Genomic DNA, 19,203 nt, shown 5'->3' with positions numbered 1-19,203 from the left:
TAACCTCTGCCAAGTGACGAGCCCTAATCGCCAGAGACCCGCGGGATTACTCCGCCAAGCCCTGGCATCGCGCACGGTAATCGCCGATGGGGCGATGGGCACGATGTTGCAAGAGGCCGATCCAACGCTGGAGGATTTCCAAGGCCATGAAGGTTGCAACGAGATTCTTAACGTCTCGCGGCCAGATGTTGTTCGCGGAGTTCACGACAAATATTTAGCCGTGGGCGTTGATGCAATTGAAACCAACACTTTCGGTGCGAACTGGGCGAATTTAGCCGAGTACGGAATTGAAGATCGAATTTACGAACTGGCTTTTGCCGGTGGCAAGATCGCTCGCGAGGCAGCAGATGCCGCGAGCACGAAAGAGAAGCCGCGTTTCGTGCTTGGCTCACTTGGACCCGGAACGAAGTTGCCTTCGCTCGGACACACGACATATCAAAAGCTTAAAGAAGCTTATTACACAGCGGCGAAGGGTCTGCTTGATGCAAAGTCAGATGCGCTCTTAGTTGAAACAACTCAAGATTTGTTGCAGGCAAAAGCTGCGGTAAATGGTTGTCGCCAAGCGATCGAAGAAGTTGATTTCGATGTAGTGCTGATTGCACAGGTAACTGTTGAAACAACTGGCACGATGTTGCTGGGCTCCGAGATTGGCGCAGCGCTAAATGCGCTAGAGCCGCTAGAGATTGATCTAATTGGCCTGAATTGTGCGACGGGTCCTGCAGAAATGTCTGAGCACCTGCGTTACCTTTCAAAGTTTGCAAACTGTGCCATTTCAGTAATGCCAAATGCTGGCCTGCCAATACTCGGTGCAAAGGGCGCTGAATATCCGCTTGGGCCTAAAGAGTTAGCCGATGCACTCGAAACATTTGTGGGCGATTATGGCATCGGCCTAATTGGTGGTTGCTGTGGAACTACGCCAGAGCATTTAGCGGCGGTTGTTGAGAAAATGTCGAGCAAGCCATTTAAAGATCGCGGAGCAGCGCTCGATCCGGGCGCTTCATCGCTTTACCAGTATGTTCCATTTCGCCAAGACAATACTTATTTAGCGATCGGTGAGAAGACCAACGCCAACGGTTCTCGCGCATTCCGCGATGCACTGGTCGCCGAAGATTGGGAGAAGTGCGTAGAAATCGCCCGCGATCAGATCCGCGACGGAGCGCATATGCTCGATCTTTCAGTGGATTACGTCGGTCGCGATGGCGCTAAAGATATGTACGAGATCGCATCACGTTTTGCTACTGCGTCTACTTTGCCGATTGTTCTTGATTCGACCGAACCTAATGTGATCAAAGCAGGGCTCGAAGCGCTCGGTGGTCGCTGCGTTATCAACTCAGTTAACTACGAAGATGGTGACGGTCCTACATCTCGCTTCGCGCGAATAATGCCCTTGGTTAAAGAACATGGCGCATCAGTTGTTGCACTTACTATCGATGAAGAAGGTCAAGCCCGTACCGCAGAATGGAAGTTGCGCGTTGCGCGTCGACTAATTGAAGATCTAACTACCAATTGGCAGATGAAGACCGGCGATATCTTGATCGATGCCCTGACATTTCCAATCGCAACCGGCCAAGAGGAAACTCGCCGCGACGGTATCGAAACGCTAGAGGCGATTCGTCAGCTCAAGGCTGAGTATCCAGATGTTCAAACAACTCTGGGCGTATCAAATGTTTCATTTGGCCTAAACCCCGCAGCGCGCGTTGTTCTTAACTCGGTATTTTTACATGAGTGTGTAGTGGCAGGTCTTGACTCAGCGATCGTTCATCCTTCAAAGATCACGCCTCTTGCCCGTATTGAAGAGCGACAAAAGGAAGTAGCCCTCGATTTAGTTTATGACCGCCGTAAATACGATGGTGAAAGCTGTATCTATGATCCGTTAACTGAATTTCTACAACTCTTTGAAGGCGTTGAACTAGCCGCATCTCGAAATGTTCGAGCCTCAGAATTAGCCGCTTTGCCACTTACTGAACGTTTGCAACGTCGCATTATCGATGGTGAAAAAGTTGGCCTCAGCGATGATCTAGATACCGCAATGGCTGAAGGCATCAAACCGCTCATGATTATTAACGATTATCTCCTCGAAGGAATGAAGGTAGTAGGCGAACTCTTCGGTAAAGGCGAGATGCAGCTTCCTTTCGTACTTCAGAGCGCTGAAGTTATGAAGACGGCAGTTGCTTATCTTGAGCCGCTTATGGAGAAGACCGATGACGAAGGTCGCGGCACAATGCTGCTGGCTACCGTCAAGGGCGATGTTCACGATATCGGCAAGAACCTGGTAGATATTATTCTGAGCAACAACGGATATACCGTGGTAAATATTGGAATTAAGCAGACAATTAATCAGATTATTGATGCTGCGCAAGAATCTAACGTCGATGCCATCGGCATGAGCGGGTTGCTTGTTAAATCAACGGTGATCATGAAAGAGAACCTCGAAGAGTTAACTAATCGTGGGCTTGCTGAAAAGTGGCCGGTTGTGCTTGGGGGAGCAGCGTTGACTCGCGCTTTCGTAGAGCAAGATCTTGCTGGGATGTTTCCCGGAGAAGTTCGTTATGCACGTGATGCATTTGAAGGACTTCGCTTGATGGATTCGATTATGGCAGTTAAGCGCGGAGTTCCAGGGGCTATCTTGCCGGCGCTAAGAGAACGTAAAGTTCCGCTACGTCCTAAGAAAGATGAAGATTTAGTAATTGATACCAAGCGAAGCGATGTCGCGATCGATATCGATATTCCGGCCGCTCCATTTTTTGGTTCTCGAATCATTAAGGGTGTTCCTTTAGCGGATTATGTTGAAATGCTTGATGAACGAGCTTTGTTCGTTGGTCAGTGGGGCTTAAAGGGTGCCCGCGGTGAATATGAAACGATGGTTGAAAATGAAGGGCGTCCTCGTCTTCGCGCACTTCTAAATCAGGTGCAATCTAAAGGTTGGTTAAATGCCGCCGTTGTTTACGGCTACTTCCCATGTGTTAGCGATGGCAATGATCTAGTTATCTTGCATCACGAAGGCCCTGATAAAGGAAAAGAACGAACCCGCTTCTCATTCCCACGTCAATCACGCGATCGCAGACTCTGTTTGAGTGACTTTTTCGCCGCTAAAGATTCAGGTAAGACCGATGTTGTCGCATTCCACGTGGTCACGATGGGTAGCGAGATCAGTAAAGCGGCAAATGAACTCTTTGCCGCAAACAACTACCGCGAATATTTAGAGCTACACGGCTTATCAGTTCAGTTAACAGAGGCGCTGGCTGAGCATTGGCATGCGCGAATTCGCGAAGAATTCCATGTCCGCGGAGATGATGCACCAGATCTGCAAGGAATTTTGGATCAGGGTTACCGCGGATCTAGATACTCATTCGGTTATCCAGCGTGCCCAAACATCGAACAACAAGTTGAACTATGCGAGTTGCTAGAACCAGGACGCATTGGCGTAGAGCTCTCTGAAGAGTTCCAGTTACATCCTGAACAAAGTACATCTGCGATCATCGTTCATCATCCTGAGGCGAAATACTTCAACGCAAATTGAGTTTCCAAGCAATCTTCTTTGATATGGACGGACTCTTCCTAGATTCCGAGCCACAGTGGCATGAAGCCGAGACGCTAATGATGCGTGAAAATGGTTATGACTGGAAGCCGGAAGATCAACTGCACTGTCTCGGCGGGCCACTTCGTCGCGTCGCGGAATATATGTCTAATTGTCTTGAGGGACGTAAATCGCCAACAGAGTTAGAGGCGATCATCATCGCCGAGATGACCGATCGTCTTTCCAGAAAAGTTCCATTGATGCCAGGTGCGCTAGCAATATCTAAAGCGATACACGGTTCGGGCACGAAACAAGGTTTAGTTTCAGCTAGTCCACGCCCGATCGTAGATGGAGTTCTTCGCGGCATGAGCGAGAAGTACTTTGATGTAACGGTAGGTGCTGGTGATATCGAACGAACTAAACCTTTTCCTGATCCTTATCTGCATGCAGCCAAACTTCTTGGCGTCGATATTGAGCAATCGCTTATCTTTGAAGACTCTCCAACTGGCATAACGGCGGCTGTCGCAAGTGGAGCGTTTGTCGTGGCGGTCCCACACTATGTAGAAGTGCAGGAACAGCCTCGATTGAAAGTCATTGCTTCATTTGAGGATATAACTTTTGCAGATTTAGAGAAGTGGGCAGAAGTTAACCAACGTGAGCTGGGCAGATTGCCTTAAAGAAGCACCAATCGCATAATTTGGTTGGACGTGGTCGGAACTCATTTCGCTCAATAGCGCGCAAGATATCGGCGGCGACATCAAAGAGTATTTGTTCGGTCTTAATTAGATCTTTCTCAGTGGGCGTACTTTTGATCAATCGGGTATCGCCCATATAAATCAACTGCAACAACTTTGGAATTACGCCGTGATTCTTCCAATAAAGAAGGGCATACACACGTAGCTGAAAGAAGGCTTTATCTTCCCAACCTGGTTTGGGAGATTTACCAGTTTTATAGTCGACGATTCGTACCTCACCAGTTGGTGCAACATCTAAACGATCTACATAGCCGTGAAGATAAAGTTCGGGGGAGAGATCCATCTCTAGATGTAGCTCTCGGTAAGTTGGTTCAAAGAGAGTTGGATTCTCCAAAGTAAAGTAATTGCCCAACAGCTCTTCGGCTCTCTTAAACCATGCTCCGGAATCTAAAACCAGTTCTTTAATGGCGGGCTTAGCTTCGATCTGTGCCTGCCATTTCTCTGGCAACATCTGTGCAGCGTTGGAGACGGTGCGATCGGATGCAGGAACTTCAAAGAGATCTTCCAGAACGGTATGAATTAAAGTTCCGCGTTCGGCATCAATACTCGGTGGCTCTGGCAGCAGGTCAATCGTGCGATATTTATAGAGCTGTGGACAATTGTTAAAGTCGCTGATGCGGCTGGGCGAAAGTCTCAATTGGCTCATAATGAAGGAAGATACCCGTTCACCCGAGCTTTGCGCCTAAGATGCTCCCGTGTCTAGCCATATTGAGAGCAACGCCGATCTAGAAGCCAATCGCGGACGTTTTGTCGCTGGCGATCGAGTTCAACTGACCGATCAAAAAGGAAAGATTTACAGCATCACCATAACTCCAGGTAAGGAGTGGCACACCCACAAAGGTTGGATCATTCACGATGATTTGATCGGACTTCCGGAAGGTTCAGTTGTCAGCACAAGCGCTGGTTTGAAGTTCACCGCTTTCATTCCTCTGCTCACTGATTACGTTCTATCTATGCCTCGCGGCGCGACGATTGTTTATCCTAAAGATGCCGCGCTAATTGTAGGCTTTGCAGATATTTTTCCGGGTGCGCGAGTACTTGAAGCAGGTGTGGGAAGCGGTGCGCTGACGCTCTCGCTTTTACGCGCAGTTGGCCCATCGGGTTCTGTGCACTCTGTCGAACGTCGCGAAGAGTTTGCCGCGAACGCAACATCCAATATTGAAAATTACTTTGGTGGGCGACCTGCAAACTGGTCACTTGCAATCGGTTCAGTGCAGGAACAAGAGTTCGACCACGAGTTTGATCGCGTGATACTAGACATGCTTGCCCCTTGGGAGTGTGTCGAGATGGCAGCGAAAGTTTTGCGCCCTGGGGGAGTCTTTATGGCTTATGTCGCAACAACCACGCAGCTATCAGCCACAGCAGAGGCGCTAAAAGATGATGGCCACTTCACTGAGCCAGAAAGTTTTGAGAGCATGGTTCGTGGTTGGCACCATGAAGGTTTAGCAGTTCGTCCGCAGCAGAGAATGATCGGTCACACCGGATTCTTGATCTTCTCTCGCCGCATGGCTCCAGGCGTTGAGGTCCTGGCTCGACGTCGTCGTCCTGCGAAGGGGTCTTACGGTGTCGCGGAAGACTGAGCGTTTAGTAAATTTAACAATCGCGCTCCTGGCAACAAAGAGATATATAACGAAATCTGAAATCTTTCGCACTGTTGATGGCTATGAAGGTACTGCAGAGAGCAAAGAGCGGATGTTTGAGCGCGATAAAGATGATCTTCGAAATCTCGGAATTGAAATTGAAGTTGGCTCGTTCGATCCACTATTTGAAGATGAGGCTGGCTATCGAATTAAGCCGGATAGTTACCAATTCCAATTAGGTGAAGTTACTAGCCAGGAGATCTCACTTCTTTCTCTAGCCGCAGAAGCTTGGCGAGGAGCGGCGCTAGATGGATCTGCGCTTACTGCGCTAAGAAAATTGCACGCCATTGGTATCGAGTCAGATATCGAATCAATTCCTGATCTCGCACCGCATGCAAATATTCGAGATAAGAATTTACAAGTTGCGATCAGTGCTATTACATCTCGACAGAAGATCTCCTTTAAATACCTAAGCGAAGAGCTAACCGAACAGGAACGGAAAATCGATCCTTACGCGGTCACTTCTCGCTATGGCCACTGGTATCTATATGGCCTAGATCTGGAGAAGTTAGGAGTTAGAAGCTTCCGACTCGATCGCATTTCAGGAGATATCGCACCTGAAGGTAAGTCAGGATCTTTCGAGGTGGAAAAGAGTTTTGATCTATCCAGCCAAGGCAGTAACGCAGATGAGATTCGTACAGCGACGATCTTTTTGCGAACCGGTAGAGCGTTAGCGCTACGTTCGAGATCCAAGACCGCATCCACCAAGAGTTCAATTGCTGGCTGGGATTTAGTCGAATTGAGTTATCGAGATCAAGAGAGATTTATTGAAGAAGTCCTCTGGTATGCAGATGATGCAATCGTCCTCGAACCGGGCGATGTTAGGGCTGAAATTATCAAGAGATTGGAACTCGGGGTGAAGCGCTATGGCTAAGCAACCATCCTCACCGATCGCTAAAACCGCTCGTCTATTGGATTTAGTTCCTTATATAACTACCCATCAGGGAGTATCAGTTAAGGATCTAGCGAACGAGTTCTCCATTTCAACAGAAGAGTTGCTTGATGATTTGAACACCCTTTGGATGTGCGGGCTTCCTGGATACACACCACTTGAGCTGATAGACCTCGCCTTTGAATCTGGTTACGTATCAATTCGTAACGCCGAAATACTCCAGAAAGTTCGCTTACTCACCAAAGAAGAGTTGGTTGTCGTTGCAATCGGGTTAGATTTCCTAAGAGATTCGATTTCCAAAGATCGGGTAGATCTAATCGCTGCAATTGCTTCGCTGCAAATTAAAATTAAATCCCTCATAGGTGATATCGCGCAGGCATCACCAACGGTAGATAGCGCACACCGTGCGGTAATTCTAAGAGCGATAAAAGAGCGTAAAGATCTCGAGATTGAATATCACTCTCTAATTCGTGATGAAGTTTCCACCAGGGCGGTAACGCCACTGGAGTTGGGCGAGGATAAAGGGATCGAAGTTCTTCTGGCTTACTGCAATAAGGCTTTAGGATTTCGTACATTCCGCCTAGATAATGTGAAGCAAGCAAGGCTCTTGGATTCAAGCCAGATGATTTCAGATGCTAAGAGCGATAGCGAAGAGTTATTCCGAGCCAAATGCAAAGTTAACTCTCGATTGCGAACCACCTTTGAGAGATTCCGGTTAGAGACAGCGCTTGCGACCGCTCCGAGCGTTGATTCAGGCAAGGCGGTTTCTGTTGAGGTCACCTCATTTAGCCGAGATTGGTTGGTGAGAAATTTCATGAGTACGTTGGCCAATACAGAGATTACAGAGCCGGCAGAGCTAGCCAAAGCTGTGGGCCAAAAGGCGCAAGCGACCTTGGAACTTTATAAGAACGAGCGCTTCTCGTCCTAGGCACGCCTGCGCATACTGGCGCTAATGGGATATCTTGTACCTATGAATTTAGCGCAACCAAGTCACCTCCTTCTTGTCCTATTGGTATTTATCGTTCTCTTCGGTGCAAAGCGCCTGCCTGATTCAGCGCGCTCCCTTGGTCAATCACTTCGCATCTTTAAGAGCGAGATGAAGAACGATGGGGATGAAAAGAAGAACGACGACGATTCATCAACTAAGTAATTCAGTAAGTAATTAGGCCCGCGTCCTACTCTTATGATGGCTGGAGCAAAAGCGGCTCGCATGCCTTTGTTAGATCATCTACGCGAGTTTAGAAAGAGAATCGTTCGTTCGGTTTCGGCAATCTTGCTCGCCGCGTTAATTGGCTGGTTCTTCTATAACGAGATTATCGCGAAGTTAGCAGAACCAGTTTGCGATTTAGCCCTAGCTCAAAGAACTGGATCTGACACCTGCGGTTCTCTCTACATCAGTGGCGTACTGGGTCCATTGAACCTTCAGATTAAAGTCGCGCTACTTACCGGGCTGATCATCGCTGCGCCATATTGGCTCTATCAACTATGGGCCTTCATAGCACCGGCACTTCACCGAAAAGAAAAGCGTAACTCCGTCTTCTTCTTCGTCGCCGCCACTCCATTCTTCGCTGCCGGAACTTTCCTCGGCTACGCAATTCTTCCTTTAGCGATCAAGGTTCTATTCGGCTTCACCCCAGATGCACTTAACAACTTGGTGAAATTCGATGATTATCTAGATTTTGTAATGCGAACGATATTGGTCTTTGGCTTGGCCTTTGAACTTCCTGTCTTCCTAGTTACCTTTAACTTGATTGGCTTCTTAAGCGGCGTGACAATTCTCAGACCTTGGCGCATTTGGGTCTTCTGTATTGTTCTCTTTGTTGCTGGGTTCTCACCAAGCGCCGATCCGCTATCGATGATTCTTCTAGCTATTCCACTAATTATTCTGTACCTACTTTCGGGAGTATTCGCGCTTTGGAATGACAAGCGGCGAGCTAAAAAAGAAATTCCACTGGATTAAATCGTGTGGGCGATCGTTATCAACCCTGTATCTGGGGGAGGCAAAGGCGCCATTCTCGGTAGGGAAGTTGCTGGTTACTTCGCAAAGCACGGACTTGAATACACGATTATCACCGCTACATCAGCGAACAAATTAAAAGAGAACTTAGCTAACTTTCTTGATCTAGCCGACGGTCAACCATGTCAGGGCGTGATTGCAGTTGGCGGTGATGGCCTGGCGCATCTCGTCATCCAATTGGTTGCCCCAAGAAAGATCCCATTTTCAGTGATTCCGGCAGGAACTGGAAATGATTTGGTTCGAACCATGGGTTGGAGCCTAGACTCGATTACTAAGCAATTAGATTTTGTGACAACAACGCAACCGACTGCAATTGATCTTGGAATGGTTGATTCGGAATGGTTTGGCGCAATACTCTCAACCGGTTTTGATTCGGTGGTAAACGAGCGAGCCAACACCATGAGATGGCCGAAAGGACCAATGAAGTACAACTTGGCTATTGCGATGGAGTTGCCAAGATTTGCACCGATTTCTTACACAATTGAATTGGATACCCAATTACTCCAAGTTGAAGCGATGTTGATCGCCGTTGCAAATGGCAAGAGTTACGGGGGAGGCATGCAAGTTTGCCCTGATGCATCTATGACCGATGGACTCTTTGATGTGATGATTCTGCATCCCGTTAGCAAATTTGAATTTATCAAGGTCTTTCCCAAGGTATTCAAGGGCGCTCATATCGGACACCCTCAAGTGTGCATTTATCGCAGTGCTCGTGTCTCCATCTCATCTGCTGCCGTTGCGTATGCCGATGGAGAGCGAATCGGAGGTTTGCCAGTTCGTGCTGAATGTATGGCAGGTGCTGGACTATCGTGGACCCCGTGAGTACGCCTGCTGAAAAATTCGCCGCTTCAAAGAGTCGAAGTAAGCACGCTGTAACTGAAGATTTTCTAGCCGAATCAAAGTTCCCATTTGATGATTTCCAGATCCAAGCCTGTCACGCGGTAGAAAGCGGACATGGAGTCTTAGTTGCTGCTCCAACTGGTGCAGGAAAGACGGTCGTTGGAGAGTTCGCAGCATTTCTTGCACTACGTAACGGCAAGAAGTGTTTCTACACAACACCGATCAAAGCGCTATCAAATCAGAAGTTCCAAGAGTTTGTAGATCGATTCGGTGAAGATCGGGTTGGTCTCTTAACTGGCGATACCAATATTAATTCCGAAGCAGATATCTTGGTTATGACCACAGAAGTTCTGCGCAACATGCTCTATGCCGGCTCTTCAACGCTCACCAATTTAGGTTCAGTTGTTATGGATGAGGTTCATTACCTTGCCGATAAGTTCCGCGGTGCGGTTTGGGAAGAAGTTTTGATCCATCTGATGGAGTCAGTTCAAGTTATCTCGCTATCAGCAACGGTTTCTAACGCTGAAGAGTTCGGTGAATGGCTCGGGGAAGTGCGTGGTGAAACCCATGTGATCTTGAGCGAGCATCGCCCGATCCCGCTCTACCAACATATCTTGATCAACTCATCGCTCATCGATTTATTCTCAAGCCCTGGCAAAGTAAATCCTGAGATCTTGGCTGCCGAACGCGAGGCGATGCGAAAGGTAAAGATTCCACGCCATCGTCGCGAACAATGGGGAGCATCCGAATCACGTTTATCTCGACCAGAGATAATTGAGAAGCTCCAACGAGAAAACTTGTTGCCTGCAATTACTTTTATCTTCTCTCGCATGGGATGCGATGCTGCAGTAAAGCAGTGCCTAGCGGCCGGAATTAAGTTAACAAATACTGAAGAACGTGCTGAGATTCTCAAAACTGCCGAGCGTTACACCGCTAATTTGCCAGAGGAAGATCTCGAAGTTCTTGGGTATCGCGAATGGATCACCGCTCTTGAAAGAGGCATCGCTGCGCATCACGCTGGTTTACTTCCCTCATTTAAAAACGCGATCGAAGATCTCTTTCAGCGCGGCTTAGTTAAAGCAGTCTTTGCTACCGAAACCCTTGCGCTAGGAATCAACATGCCGGCACGAACAGTCGTCCTAGATAAATTAACTAAATGGAATGGTGAGGCGCACGTTCCAATTACGCCGGGGGAGTACACCCAGTTAACCGGACGTGCGGGTAGACGCGGTATCGATATTGAGGGAAATGCCGTCGTGCAATGGTCACCAACGGTGGATTCAGCGATGGCGGCGAGCTTGGCATCTACAAGAACTTATCCGCTGCGTTCTTCATTTACTCCGACCTACAACATGGCGATAAATCTCATTGCGCGTTTCGGTCGCGAGAGAGCCCACGGGAGTCTGGAATCTTCGTTTGCGCAGTTCCAAGCCGATCGCGCTGTAGTTGGCTTGGTTAAGCAAATTAAGAAGAATGAAACTGCGCGACTTGAGTTAATGGCTAGCGCCGAGTGCCACTTAGGTGACTTCGAAAGTTATGCCAGATTGCGAAGTGAGATTAAAGAGTTAGAGAAGCTGCTCTCCAAACGTGATGGCCGTAAAACTTTTGATAATCGCCAGCGTCAGCATATGGAGAATGAGATCGACGGCCTGCGCCGCAGCACGCGATCTCATCCCTGCCATTCATGTAACGATCGCGAAACGCACGCCCGCTTTGCTGAGCGCGCTGAACGCCTGCACCGTGAATCCGAAGGCTTACGTGGAAGAGTCGAGAACCGTACCCACGTTATCGCAAAAACTTTTGACCGCATTTGTGATGTATTGACCCATCTCGGATATATCGAGGGGGAGAAGCCACTTCCGCAAGGCAAGATCCTCGCCAAGATTTACGCAGAATCAGATCTTCTTTTAACCGAGACTATTCGTAATGGAATTCTCGATGAGTTATCTGCTCCGGAACTTTTATCCGTTGTCTCATGCATGATCTTTCAATCAAGATCTCGCGATGAATACGCACCAAAAATGCCACATCAAAACGTCACTAACGCACTCGTTGAGATCACCAAACTTTGGGCCAAACTTGAAGATATCGAGAACGAGTTTGATGTTAAAACCCAGAAAGAACCCGATTTCGGTTTTGCCTATATCTCTTATCGTTGGGCACAAGGCAATTCGTTAACCAACGTTCTAAAGGGTTCGGATATGTCGGTCGGAGATTTTGTTCGCTCAGCTAAGCAGTTGATGGATCTACTTATGCAGATCGCCGGTGCCAGCGAGAAGTTACGTCCAGTTTGTCGAGAGGCGATCAAGCGTTTAGATCGCGGCGTAGTTTCATATATGGTGGATGACCTATGACTTTAATGCTGCTTGATAGCGCTTCTCTTTGGTATCGCGCTTACTACGGGATGCCAGATACCTTGTTGGCACCTGATGGAACGCCCGTAAATGCGATACGCGGCTACCTCGATATGACAGCACGTCTTATTGGCATGTACTCACCAAATCGTATTGTGGCTTGTATTGAAGGCGATTGGCGCCCTTCATGGCGAGTAGATATTTTTCCGGATTACAAAGCTAACCGCCTGGAAGAAGATGGCGAAGGCGAAGAAGAACCAGATTTATTGACACCACAGATTCCGATCTTGCTAGATCTTCTTGATGAATTTGGAATTCCGATGGTCGGCGTAGATGACTATGAGGCCGATGATGTTATGGCGACCTTTGCGGTTAAAGAACCTGGCCCAACTCGAATTGTTACTGGAGATCGAGATCTCTTTCAGTTGGTCGATGACAAACGTGATGTAAAAGTCGTCTATTTAGCAAAGGGTTTATCTCAGCACGATTTAGTCGATAAAGCGTGGATATCTCGCAAGTATGCGATTCCCGGTGATCGTTACGCCTTATTTGCGATGTTTAGAGGCGATCCTTCAGACGGACTTCCAGGCGTTAAGGGAATTGGTGAGAAAGGCGCAGCGCTGATTGCAAACAACTTTGCAGACGTCGATGAAGCCCAGCAAGGAGCTCGTGACGCGCACCCATCCCTAAAGCCTGCTCTTGCTAAGAAGATAATTGAAGGCGCAGATTATTTAAAGATCGCACCTACTTTGGTCAACTGCGCAAGAGATGTCGCCCTTCCAAAACTTGATATCTCGATGCCGCAGAAACCAGCTGATCTTTCGAAGATTTATGAAATCAAGGAACGCTATGGACTTGGCGCAAGCGTTGATCGGTTAATCTCTGCACTCAAATGGTGATCCCGCTAATTTCTGCGCTTCTTGTAAGTGCAGCGTTTGAGCCGATAGGGCTTTGGTATCTCGCGCTCGTTGGTTACGCGCTTTTCTTTCGAGCGCTATCGAAGAATAGAAGACCTGTACTAGCGTCATTTATCTTTGGCGCAATTCTTAACGGAATAGTGCTCCACTGGAGTAGTAAATACGTTGGAGCGCTGCCTTGGCTCTTATTAACTCTGCTACAAGCCGCTTTCTATCTTCCAGTTGGATGGATCTACCGCAAAACAAGCTCGCTACGTTGGGTTCTCTTTACCTTTTTGATCTGTGAAGAGTTGCGGGCACGTTTTCCATTTGGTGGATTTGCTTGGACAAGAATCGCATTTAGCCAAGTTGAATCTCCACTGCTTCCGCTGGTTTCAATCGGGGGAGTACTGCTACTTAGCTTTGCGACCTTACTCTCTGCGCTGGCACTGAATCGCCTTAAAGCCCGAGCACTCGTACTCGTTGTAGTCGGTTTCCTAATTGTAACCTTCTTACCGAATAATCCAACCTCTTCCGAGAAGATTTCATTAATAGCGATTCAGGGAAATACACCTTCAGTTGGTCTTGAGTTCAACTCGCGAGCCAAGGCGGTCTTTTACCTGCATCGCGACACTACGCGCCAACTTGTGAAGCAGAAGTACGATGCAGTTATTTGGCCAGAAAATGCCATTGATATTGATCCGCGAAACTATCCTGAAGTTCTCGCAGATATTAAAACTTTGGTTGAAGAGATAGCTACCCCGCTGATTGCAGGTGTAGTTCTTACAGAACAAGGATCGCCAGAAAATGCTTCTGTCATGTATGACACCTCTGGACAGGTGCAATCGTCATACATTAAGCGCTACTTAACCCCTTTTGGTGAGTACATGCCACTGCGCAAAATTGCTGAGTTTGTATCACCATATGCCAAGTCGGTTAATGATTTTAAAACTGGTCAGACATTTGTATCGCATGAAATTGGTGGGTATCAAGTCGCCCCAATTATTTGCTACGAGATCATTAATGATGGCTTGGTTCGAGAGAGCGCGAATCAGTCTGGCGCGATTATTGTTCAAACAAATAGCGCGACCTTTGCAAATACCGCCGAAAGCGCCCAGCAATTAGCGATTACTAGAATCCGCGCTGTTGAACATTCTCGCGAGATTCTCAGCGTTTCTACCGTTGGTATATCTGCATTTATCGACAATAATGGCGCTGTGAGATCTCAAACAACTGAAAACATTTCAACTTCGATCTCTGGAGATCTTAAAATTTCGAACTATCAGACGTTATCTGATCGTCTAGGGGGAGTGGCTCCCCTTCTCGTACTAATATCTTCTCTAATCCTCGCACTTGGAATTCGCAGAAAGGTTTCGCGATGACTATCAAGATTGCACTTCTGATTCCAACCTACAACGAGGCTGTTTCTATCGTTGAGCTACTTGATAAGTTAGCCGAATTTCGTGCAAGTAAAAGTAGTAATTTTGATGTCATCGTTATCGATGATAATTCGCCAGATGGCACTGCAAATATTGTCGATAAATTAGATTTATCTTGGGTATCCATACTTCGCAGGCCCGGTAAAGGCGGATTAGGTGCTGCTTATCGCGCCGGTTTTTTACAAGTTCTCGCTGATTCGAGTTACACCCATGTAATAACTATGGATGCCGATGGATCACACCGAGTAGTCGATTTAGAAAAGATGATTGCTGCGATCGAACCAGGAAAATTGATTGTTCTTGGAACGAGATGGATACCTGGCGGATCGGTTGTTAATTGGCCAAAGCGGCGTCAATATCTATCACGAGCTGGCACTGCCTATGCCAAATTGGCCCTTGGAATCCCGCTAAATGACTTAACTGGCGGTTTCCGGGTTTACAGCGTTGATCTACTCAAAGCTTTAAAACTTAGCGATATGCAAGCAACTGGTTATTGCTACCAAATTGAGATGGCACTTGCGGCGCATCTTGCTGGTGCAAAAGAGATAGAAGTTCCAATTACCTTTGTAGAGCGGATAAATGGCGTTTCTAAGATGTCGCAGGCGATAGTTATTGAGGCATTGCTGCAGACGACCCGCTGGGGCATCTCACGCATACTAAGACCTAACGCCGATAAGTTACATTATGTTAAGTAATACTAAATTAGCCCTACCCCGCGGAATTTAGGCGCTAATTAGGCGTACGACTCGATCGGTGCGCATGAGCAGACAAGGTTGCGATCACCGTAAGCACCATCGATACGACCAACGCTCGGCCAGTACTTTCCGACAGTTCCGATCAGTTCACCGCTTATAAGGCCGCCAGCAGGCGCTGGAAAGGCTCCCATTTCGCGTGAATAGCGGCGATCCCACTGGCTATCTACGACTGCGCCAGCTGTATGAGGTGCATGGCGAAGCGCTGAATCTTCCACCGCAATAGCCCCAACAGTTATCTCGGAAATCTCGCGGTGGATCTCAACCATAGCGGTGATAAAGCGGTCCATTTCGCGGACATCTTCAGATTCAGTTGGCTCAATCATTAAAGTGCCAGGAACTGGGAAGCTCATCGTTGGTGCATGGAAACCAAAATCCATTAAACGCTTTGCGATGTCATCAACTGTTACACCGCTGACCTTGGTGATCTCGCGAAGATCCAAGATGCACTCGTGAGCGATTAGTCCGCTTTCAGCGGTATACAAGATCGGATAGTAAGGCGCTAACTTCTTTGCCATGTAATTAGCAGACAAGATTGCGACTTGAGTTGCATGAGTTAGCCCTGCTCCCCCCATCATTCGGATATAACTCCAAGAGATCGGCAAGATACTTGCTGAACCAAATGGTGCAGCAGAAATTGGACCGGGACCTGTTGCTGGTCCTGCAGTTTCATCAAGTGGATGATTTGGCAAGAATGGCGCTAAGTGCGCACGAGCGATAACTGGACCTACTCCTGGTCCCCCACCGCCATGTGGAATACAGAAAGTTTTGTGAAGATTTAAGTGGGAAACATCTGCACCAAATTTTCCAGGTTGCGCAAGACCAACAAGAGCATTCAAATTCGCTCCATCAACGTAAACCTGGCCACCTGCTGTATGTACCAACTCGCAGATTTCACCGATCGCAGATTCAAATACGCCATGCGTAGATGGGTAAGTCACCATTAGAGCTGCGAGGTTTGCACCATGTTCTGCGATCTTTTCTTTGATATCTGCAACTGAAACGTTGCCCAGTTCATCGCAAGAGACAACGACCACCTGCATGCCTGCCATTACTGCACTTGCGGCATTGGTGCCATGAGCGCTCGATGGAATCAAGCAGATAGTGCGATGGTTATCGCCACGCGAATCATGGTAATTGCGGATCGCGAGCAACCCAGCGAATTCCCCTTGGCTACCAGCATTTGGTTGCAGTGAGACTGCGTCGTAACCAGTGATTGCAACCAACCAATCAGATAACTCCTTAATCATTCGGCGAGATCCTGCGCTTTGGTTGGCAGGTGAGAATGGGTGCAGCGCTGAGAATTCAGGCCAAGTAACCGCTTCCATTTCGGTTGCCGCATTTAACTTCATGGTGCAAGAACCAAGCGGAATCATCGTGCGATCAAGCGCAAGGTCGCGATCTGAGAGCATGCGCAAGTAACGCATCATCGAAGTTTCGGAGTGATAGGTATTAAAGACAGGATGTGCCAGGTAAGAACTTTCTCTGACCGCGAACTTAGGAATACCACTCCCCTGCGCCGCCAGATCAATTGAGATTCCGAAGATCGTTGCTAATAGGTTCAAGAGATCAACCGTGGTTGTTTCATCGAAAGAGATACCGACTTGGGTCTGCGAAATCTTACGCAAGTTAATCTGCAAATCTTCCGCGCTCTTTATGAACTTATCGGCGGATTCGACGTTGATCGTTAACGTGTCAAAGTAGCTTTCATTAGCGATCTTGAAACCCTTTGAAGTAAGTGCAGTTGCGAAGATATGTGTCAGGTTATGAACACGGTTTGCGATCTTCTTGAGGCCTACCGGGCCATGCCACATCGCGTAGAAGGCGCTCATATTGGCAAGGAGAACTTGGGCGGTACAAATATTGCTTGTGGCTTTATCACGGCGGATATGTTGTTCGCGAGTTTGCAGCGCTAAACGAAATGCTGGATTTCCATGAACATCAACGCTCTGCCCAATTAAGCGACCGGGAAGAGAACGCTCTAAACCAGCCCGCACTGACATAAAGCCGGCATGTGGTCCACCAAATCCCATCGGGACTCCGAAGCGTTGTGCGCTACCGATGGCAACATCTGCGCCCCACTCCCCCGGAGCCTTCAGTAAGGTCAGAGCTAAGAGATCTGTTGCTGCAATTAAGTAGGCGTCTTTACTATGAATTACTTCTGCTAAATCTGAATAGTCTTTGATTTCACCAAAAGTGTTTGGATATTGAACGAGAACTCCGAAGTACTCGATGCCAGAAATATCAGCAGCTGACTTGATATCTACTTCAACCACTTTGATTCTGAGTGGCTTAGCGCGTGTAATCACAACCGCCTTACTCTGTGGGTGAAGTGATGAATCAATTACAAATACCGCATCGTCTGATCCCTTGAAATTACGGCGGGCTAGAGTCATAGCCTCAGCTGCGGCAGTGCCTTCATCGAGCATCGATGCGTTAGCAATAGTTAAGCCGGTGAGATCGCAGACTACGGTTTGAAAAGCAAAGAGCGCTTCTAAGCGTCCTTGCGAAATCTCTGGTTGGTACGGTGTGTAAGCGGTGTACCAAGCAGGATTTTCTAAAACGTTTCGCTTAATGACCGCTGGTGTAACTGTTCCGTAATAACCGGTTCCAATAAGTGAGGTAAAGACCTGGTTCTCGGAAGCCATCTGGCGAAGTAATTTGATCGCTTCAACTTCAGTGACCGCACTTGGCAGATGCTTTTCCAGCGGTTCTTTCATCGCAATTGCAGAAGGCACGACAGCAGAAATGAATGTATCGAGTGATTTAAAACCAAGTTGCTCAAGCATCGCAACTTCATTTGCGTGCGTTGGACCTATGTGGCGATCAACAAATGCGCCATGTTCTAAAGTCAAAGCAACTCCCCCGATTAAGTTCCTAACTATCTAGCTAGCAAGATATTGGGGAAGAATATGTCTTTTAGGCGCCTTTCGCCTTTCGACGTAATGAGAGCTCGTCGTTACTTTCACCACCTGCTGTAACGATCTCGCCATTGAACTCGCCTTGCAGCGATGCCAATGAACCCTCAACCTCATGCCAAACCTTACCCACTGCGATACCAAAAACGCCTTGACCGCCTTGCAGCAAGTCGATGATTTCATCTGGGCTCGCACATTCATAGATTGATGCGCCATCGCTCATTAAGGTGATGCTTTCTAACTCTGTAACTCCTCGGCTGCGCAAATGATTTACGGCAGTTCGAATGTTTTGTAGAGATACACCTGCATCCAATAAACGCTTAACGATCTTTAGAACGAGAATGTCGCGGAAACCATAGAGTCGCGCTGTTCCGGAACCACTTGCAGTGCGAACACTTGGTTCAAGCAAACCGGTACGTGCCCAATAATCTAATTGGCGATAAGAAATTCCAGCGGCTGAACATGCTGTTGCACCGCGATATCCGATTTCATTCTGGCCATCGTGCGTAACTGGGGAGGTCACGTCGTTCTCGATTCTGCTCGGGGAAGCTTGGATGGGTTTCTCTTCTGGGCTAAGGCTACGAGCGGAGAGAGCTGTAAACAACGACCGACACGAGGCAAACCTCAAGTAGAGGGTGAGACTTCTGGCCCCTACCCTGCAAAGTCCTCCGGGTTGATCTGGTCGAGGAATTCACGGAAACGCTCTAAATCTAGGTCGGTCGCCGCGCCTTCCTTGGCTCCGGTTATATCTTCAACGCCCTCGACTTCGAGGAGGCGTTCTGGGATATCGATGCCGACCAGATCCAGAAGGTCTGAGTCGGCCAAGATATTGCTCTTGGTGCGAAGCGCGATCGCGATCGCATCTGAAGGTCTAGCTGAAACCTTCAGAAGTGCGGACTGGCTATCACGGATCTGAATCTCGGCGTAGAAGATCCCATCCTTTAATTCGGTGATGTGTACCGCGGTCATCGTTAGATCTGCGACCTCCAAGAGGTTGGCGATCAGATCGTGGGTCAGCGGGCGTTGTGCCGCCATTCCTTGTTGAGCAAAAGCGATCGCAGTAGCTTCAACAGCTCCGACCCAGATCGGCAGGAAACGTGAGCCTTCGATCTCTTTTAATAAAACGATCGGTTGATTAGAGGGCATCTCAATGCGAACGCCAACAACCTCCATATTTACCAAC

16 protein-coding genes are annotated in these 19,203 nt (G+C 48.0%); 12 read left to right on the top strand and 4 right to left on the bottom strand.

Annotated elements, in window-relative coordinates; translation table 11 throughout:
* Window positions 1-13: 13 nt before the first annotated feature.
* Both metH and A1sIIB60_RS03445 read left to right on the top strand, forming a co-directional pair.
* Entirely contained in the window at window positions 14-3,520 is a 3,507-nt protein-coding gene (gene metH / locus A1sIIB60_RS03450; RefSeq protein ID WP_095689137.1) for a methionine synthase, read from the top strand.
* Entirely contained in the window at window positions 3,517-4,194 is a 678-nt protein-coding gene (locus A1sIIB60_RS03445; RefSeq protein WP_095689136.1) for an HAD family hydrolase, read from the top strand. Before metH ends, A1sIIB60_RS03445 begins: the two co-directional genes overlap by 4 nt.
* Here the strand turns inward: A1sIIB60_RS03445 and A1sIIB60_RS03440 are convergent.
* Window positions 4,163-4,918 carry a RecB family exonuclease gene (locus tag A1sIIB60_RS03440; protein WP_095689135.1) on the bottom strand — a complete coding sequence of 252 codons (756 nt, stop codon included), beginning with the start codon at window positions 4,916-4,918 and terminating at the stop codon, window positions 4,163-4,165. The genes A1sIIB60_RS03445 and A1sIIB60_RS03440 overlap by 32 nt on opposite strands.
* A gap of 49 nt (window positions 4,919-4,967) precedes the next feature.
* Between A1sIIB60_RS03440 and A1sIIB60_RS03435 the strand changes: the two genes are divergently transcribed.
* The 10 genes from A1sIIB60_RS03435 to A1sIIB60_RS03390 are packed head-to-tail and all read left to right on the top strand — an operon-like array spanning window position 4,968 to window position 15,045.
* A complete protein-coding gene (locus A1sIIB60_RS03435; protein WP_223298733.1) occupies window positions 4,968-5,852 on the top strand; it encodes a tRNA (adenine-N1)-methyltransferase in 885 nt (294 codons plus the stop codon).
* Window positions 5,836-6,786, top strand: coding sequence for a helix-turn-helix transcriptional regulator (locus tag A1sIIB60_RS03430; protein WP_095689134.1), 951 nt, complete (start codon window positions 5,836-5,838; stop codon window positions 6,784-6,786). The genes A1sIIB60_RS03435 and A1sIIB60_RS03430 overlap by 17 nt, the downstream gene beginning before the upstream one ends.
* A complete protein-coding gene (locus A1sIIB60_RS03425; RefSeq protein ID WP_095689133.1) occupies window positions 6,779-7,732 on the top strand; it encodes a helix-turn-helix transcriptional regulator in 954 nt (317 codons plus the stop codon). The genes A1sIIB60_RS03430 and A1sIIB60_RS03425 overlap by 8 nt, the downstream gene beginning before the upstream one ends.
* Window positions 7,733-7,774: 42 nt before the next feature.
* A complete protein-coding gene (gene tatA, locus A1sIIB60_RS03420; RefSeq protein WP_095671812.1) occupies window positions 7,775-7,954 on the top strand; it encodes a Sec-independent protein translocase subunit TatA in 180 nt (59 codons plus the stop codon).
* Between the two features lie 60 nt (window positions 7,955-8,014).
* Window positions 8,015-8,764 carry a twin-arginine translocase subunit TatC gene (gene tatC / locus A1sIIB60_RS03415; RefSeq protein WP_190276916.1) on the top strand — a complete coding sequence of 250 codons (750 nt, stop codon included), beginning with the start codon at window positions 8,015-8,017 and terminating at the stop codon, window positions 8,762-8,764.
* 3 nt (window positions 8,765-8,767) lie between these two features.
* Entirely contained in the window at window positions 8,768-9,643 is an 876-nt protein-coding gene (locus tag A1sIIB60_RS03410; protein ID WP_095689132.1) for a diacylglycerol/lipid kinase family protein, read from the top strand.
* Complete coding sequence (locus A1sIIB60_RS03405) at window positions 9,607-12,015, top strand: DEAD/DEAH box helicase (RefSeq protein ID WP_095689131.1); 2,409 nt, start codon at window positions 9,607-9,609, stop codon at window positions 12,013-12,015. Before A1sIIB60_RS03410 ends, A1sIIB60_RS03405 begins: the two co-directional genes overlap by 37 nt.
* Window positions 12,012-12,914: a 5'-3' exonuclease gene (locus tag A1sIIB60_RS03400; RefSeq protein ID WP_095689130.1), complete on the top strand. Its 903-nt coding sequence runs from the start codon at window positions 12,012-12,014 to the stop codon at window positions 12,912-12,914. The genes A1sIIB60_RS03405 and A1sIIB60_RS03400 overlap by 4 nt, the downstream gene beginning before the upstream one ends.
* Window positions 12,908-14,293, top strand: a complete 1,386-nt coding sequence (gene lnt / locus A1sIIB60_RS03395) for an apolipoprotein N-acyltransferase (RefSeq protein ID WP_095689129.1) — start codon at window positions 12,908-12,910, stop codon at window positions 14,291-14,293. Before A1sIIB60_RS03400 ends, lnt begins: the two co-directional genes overlap by 7 nt.
* Window positions 14,290-15,045 (top strand): polyprenol monophosphomannose synthase, encoded by a 756-nt coding sequence (locus A1sIIB60_RS03390; RefSeq protein WP_095689128.1) that lies wholly within the window; start codon window positions 14,290-14,292, stop codon window positions 15,043-15,045. The genes lnt and A1sIIB60_RS03390 overlap by 4 nt, the downstream gene beginning before the upstream one ends.
* Window positions 15,046-15,083: 38 nt before the next feature.
* Here A1sIIB60_RS03390 and gcvP read toward each other — a convergent pair whose 3' ends face one another.
* The 3 genes from gcvP to A1sIIB60_RS03375 form a co-directional block, all read right to left on the bottom strand.
* Window positions 15,084-17,891 (bottom strand): aminomethyl-transferring glycine dehydrogenase, encoded by a 2,808-nt coding sequence (gene gcvP / locus A1sIIB60_RS03385; RefSeq protein WP_420021914.1) that lies wholly within the window; start codon window positions 17,889-17,891, stop codon window positions 15,084-15,086.
* 130 nt (window positions 17,892-18,021) lie between these two features.
* A complete protein-coding gene (locus A1sIIB60_RS03380) occupies window positions 18,022-18,543 on the bottom strand; it encodes a MerR family transcriptional regulator (protein WP_095671092.1) in 522 nt (173 codons plus the stop codon).
* Window positions 18,544-18,671: 128 nt separating this feature from the next.
* Window positions 18,672-19,202 (bottom strand): bifunctional nuclease family protein, encoded by a 531-nt coding sequence (locus A1sIIB60_RS03375; protein ID WP_095689623.1) that lies wholly within the window; start codon window positions 19,200-19,202, stop codon window positions 18,672-18,674.
* Between the last annotated feature and the right edge of the window lies 1 nt (window position 19,203).

It is taken from the genome of Candidatus Planktophila lacus, assembly GCF_002288385.1.
Classification (GTDB): domain Bacteria; phylum Actinomycetota; class Actinomycetes; order Nanopelagicales; family Nanopelagicaceae; genus Planktophila; species Planktophila lacus_D.
The sequence above is the reverse complement of the archived record's forward strand: the minus strand, read 5'-3'. Positions and strand labels throughout refer to the sequence as shown.

Excerpts from the sequence above, each read along its gene's own strand:
- gcvP (WP_420021914.1), bottom strand. The coding sequence starts at position 17,891 with ATGCTTGAGCAACTTGGTTTTAAATCACTCGATACATTCATTTCTGCT.
- tatA (WP_095671812.1), top strand. The coding sequence starts at position 7,775 with ATGAATTTAGCGCAACCAAGTCACCTCCTTCTTGTCCTATTGGTATTT.
- lnt (WP_095689129.1), top strand. The coding sequence starts at position 12,908 with ATGGTGATCCCGCTAATTTCTGCGCTTCTTGTAAGTGCAGCGTTTGAG.
- A1sIIB60_RS03440 (WP_095689135.1), bottom strand. The coding sequence starts at position 4,918 with ATGAGCCAATTGAGACTTTCGCCCAGCCGCATCAGCGACTTTAACAAT.
- tatC (WP_190276916.1), top strand. The coding sequence starts at position 8,015 with ATGCCTTTGTTAGATCATCTACGCGAGTTTAGAAAGAGAATCGTTCGT.
- A1sIIB60_RS03390 (WP_095689128.1), top strand. The coding sequence starts at position 14,290 with ATGACTATCAAGATTGCACTTCTGATTCCAACCTACAACGAGGCTGTT.
- A1sIIB60_RS03400 (WP_095689130.1), top strand. The coding sequence starts at position 12,012 with ATGACTTTAATGCTGCTTGATAGCGCTTCTCTTTGGTATCGCGCTTAC.
- A1sIIB60_RS03405 (WP_095689131.1), top strand. The coding sequence starts at position 9,607 with ATGTATGGCAGGTGCTGGACTATCGTGGACCCCGTGAGTACGCCTGCT.
- A1sIIB60_RS03425 (WP_095689133.1), top strand. The coding sequence starts at position 6,779 with ATGGCTAAGCAACCATCCTCACCGATCGCTAAAACCGCTCGTCTATTG.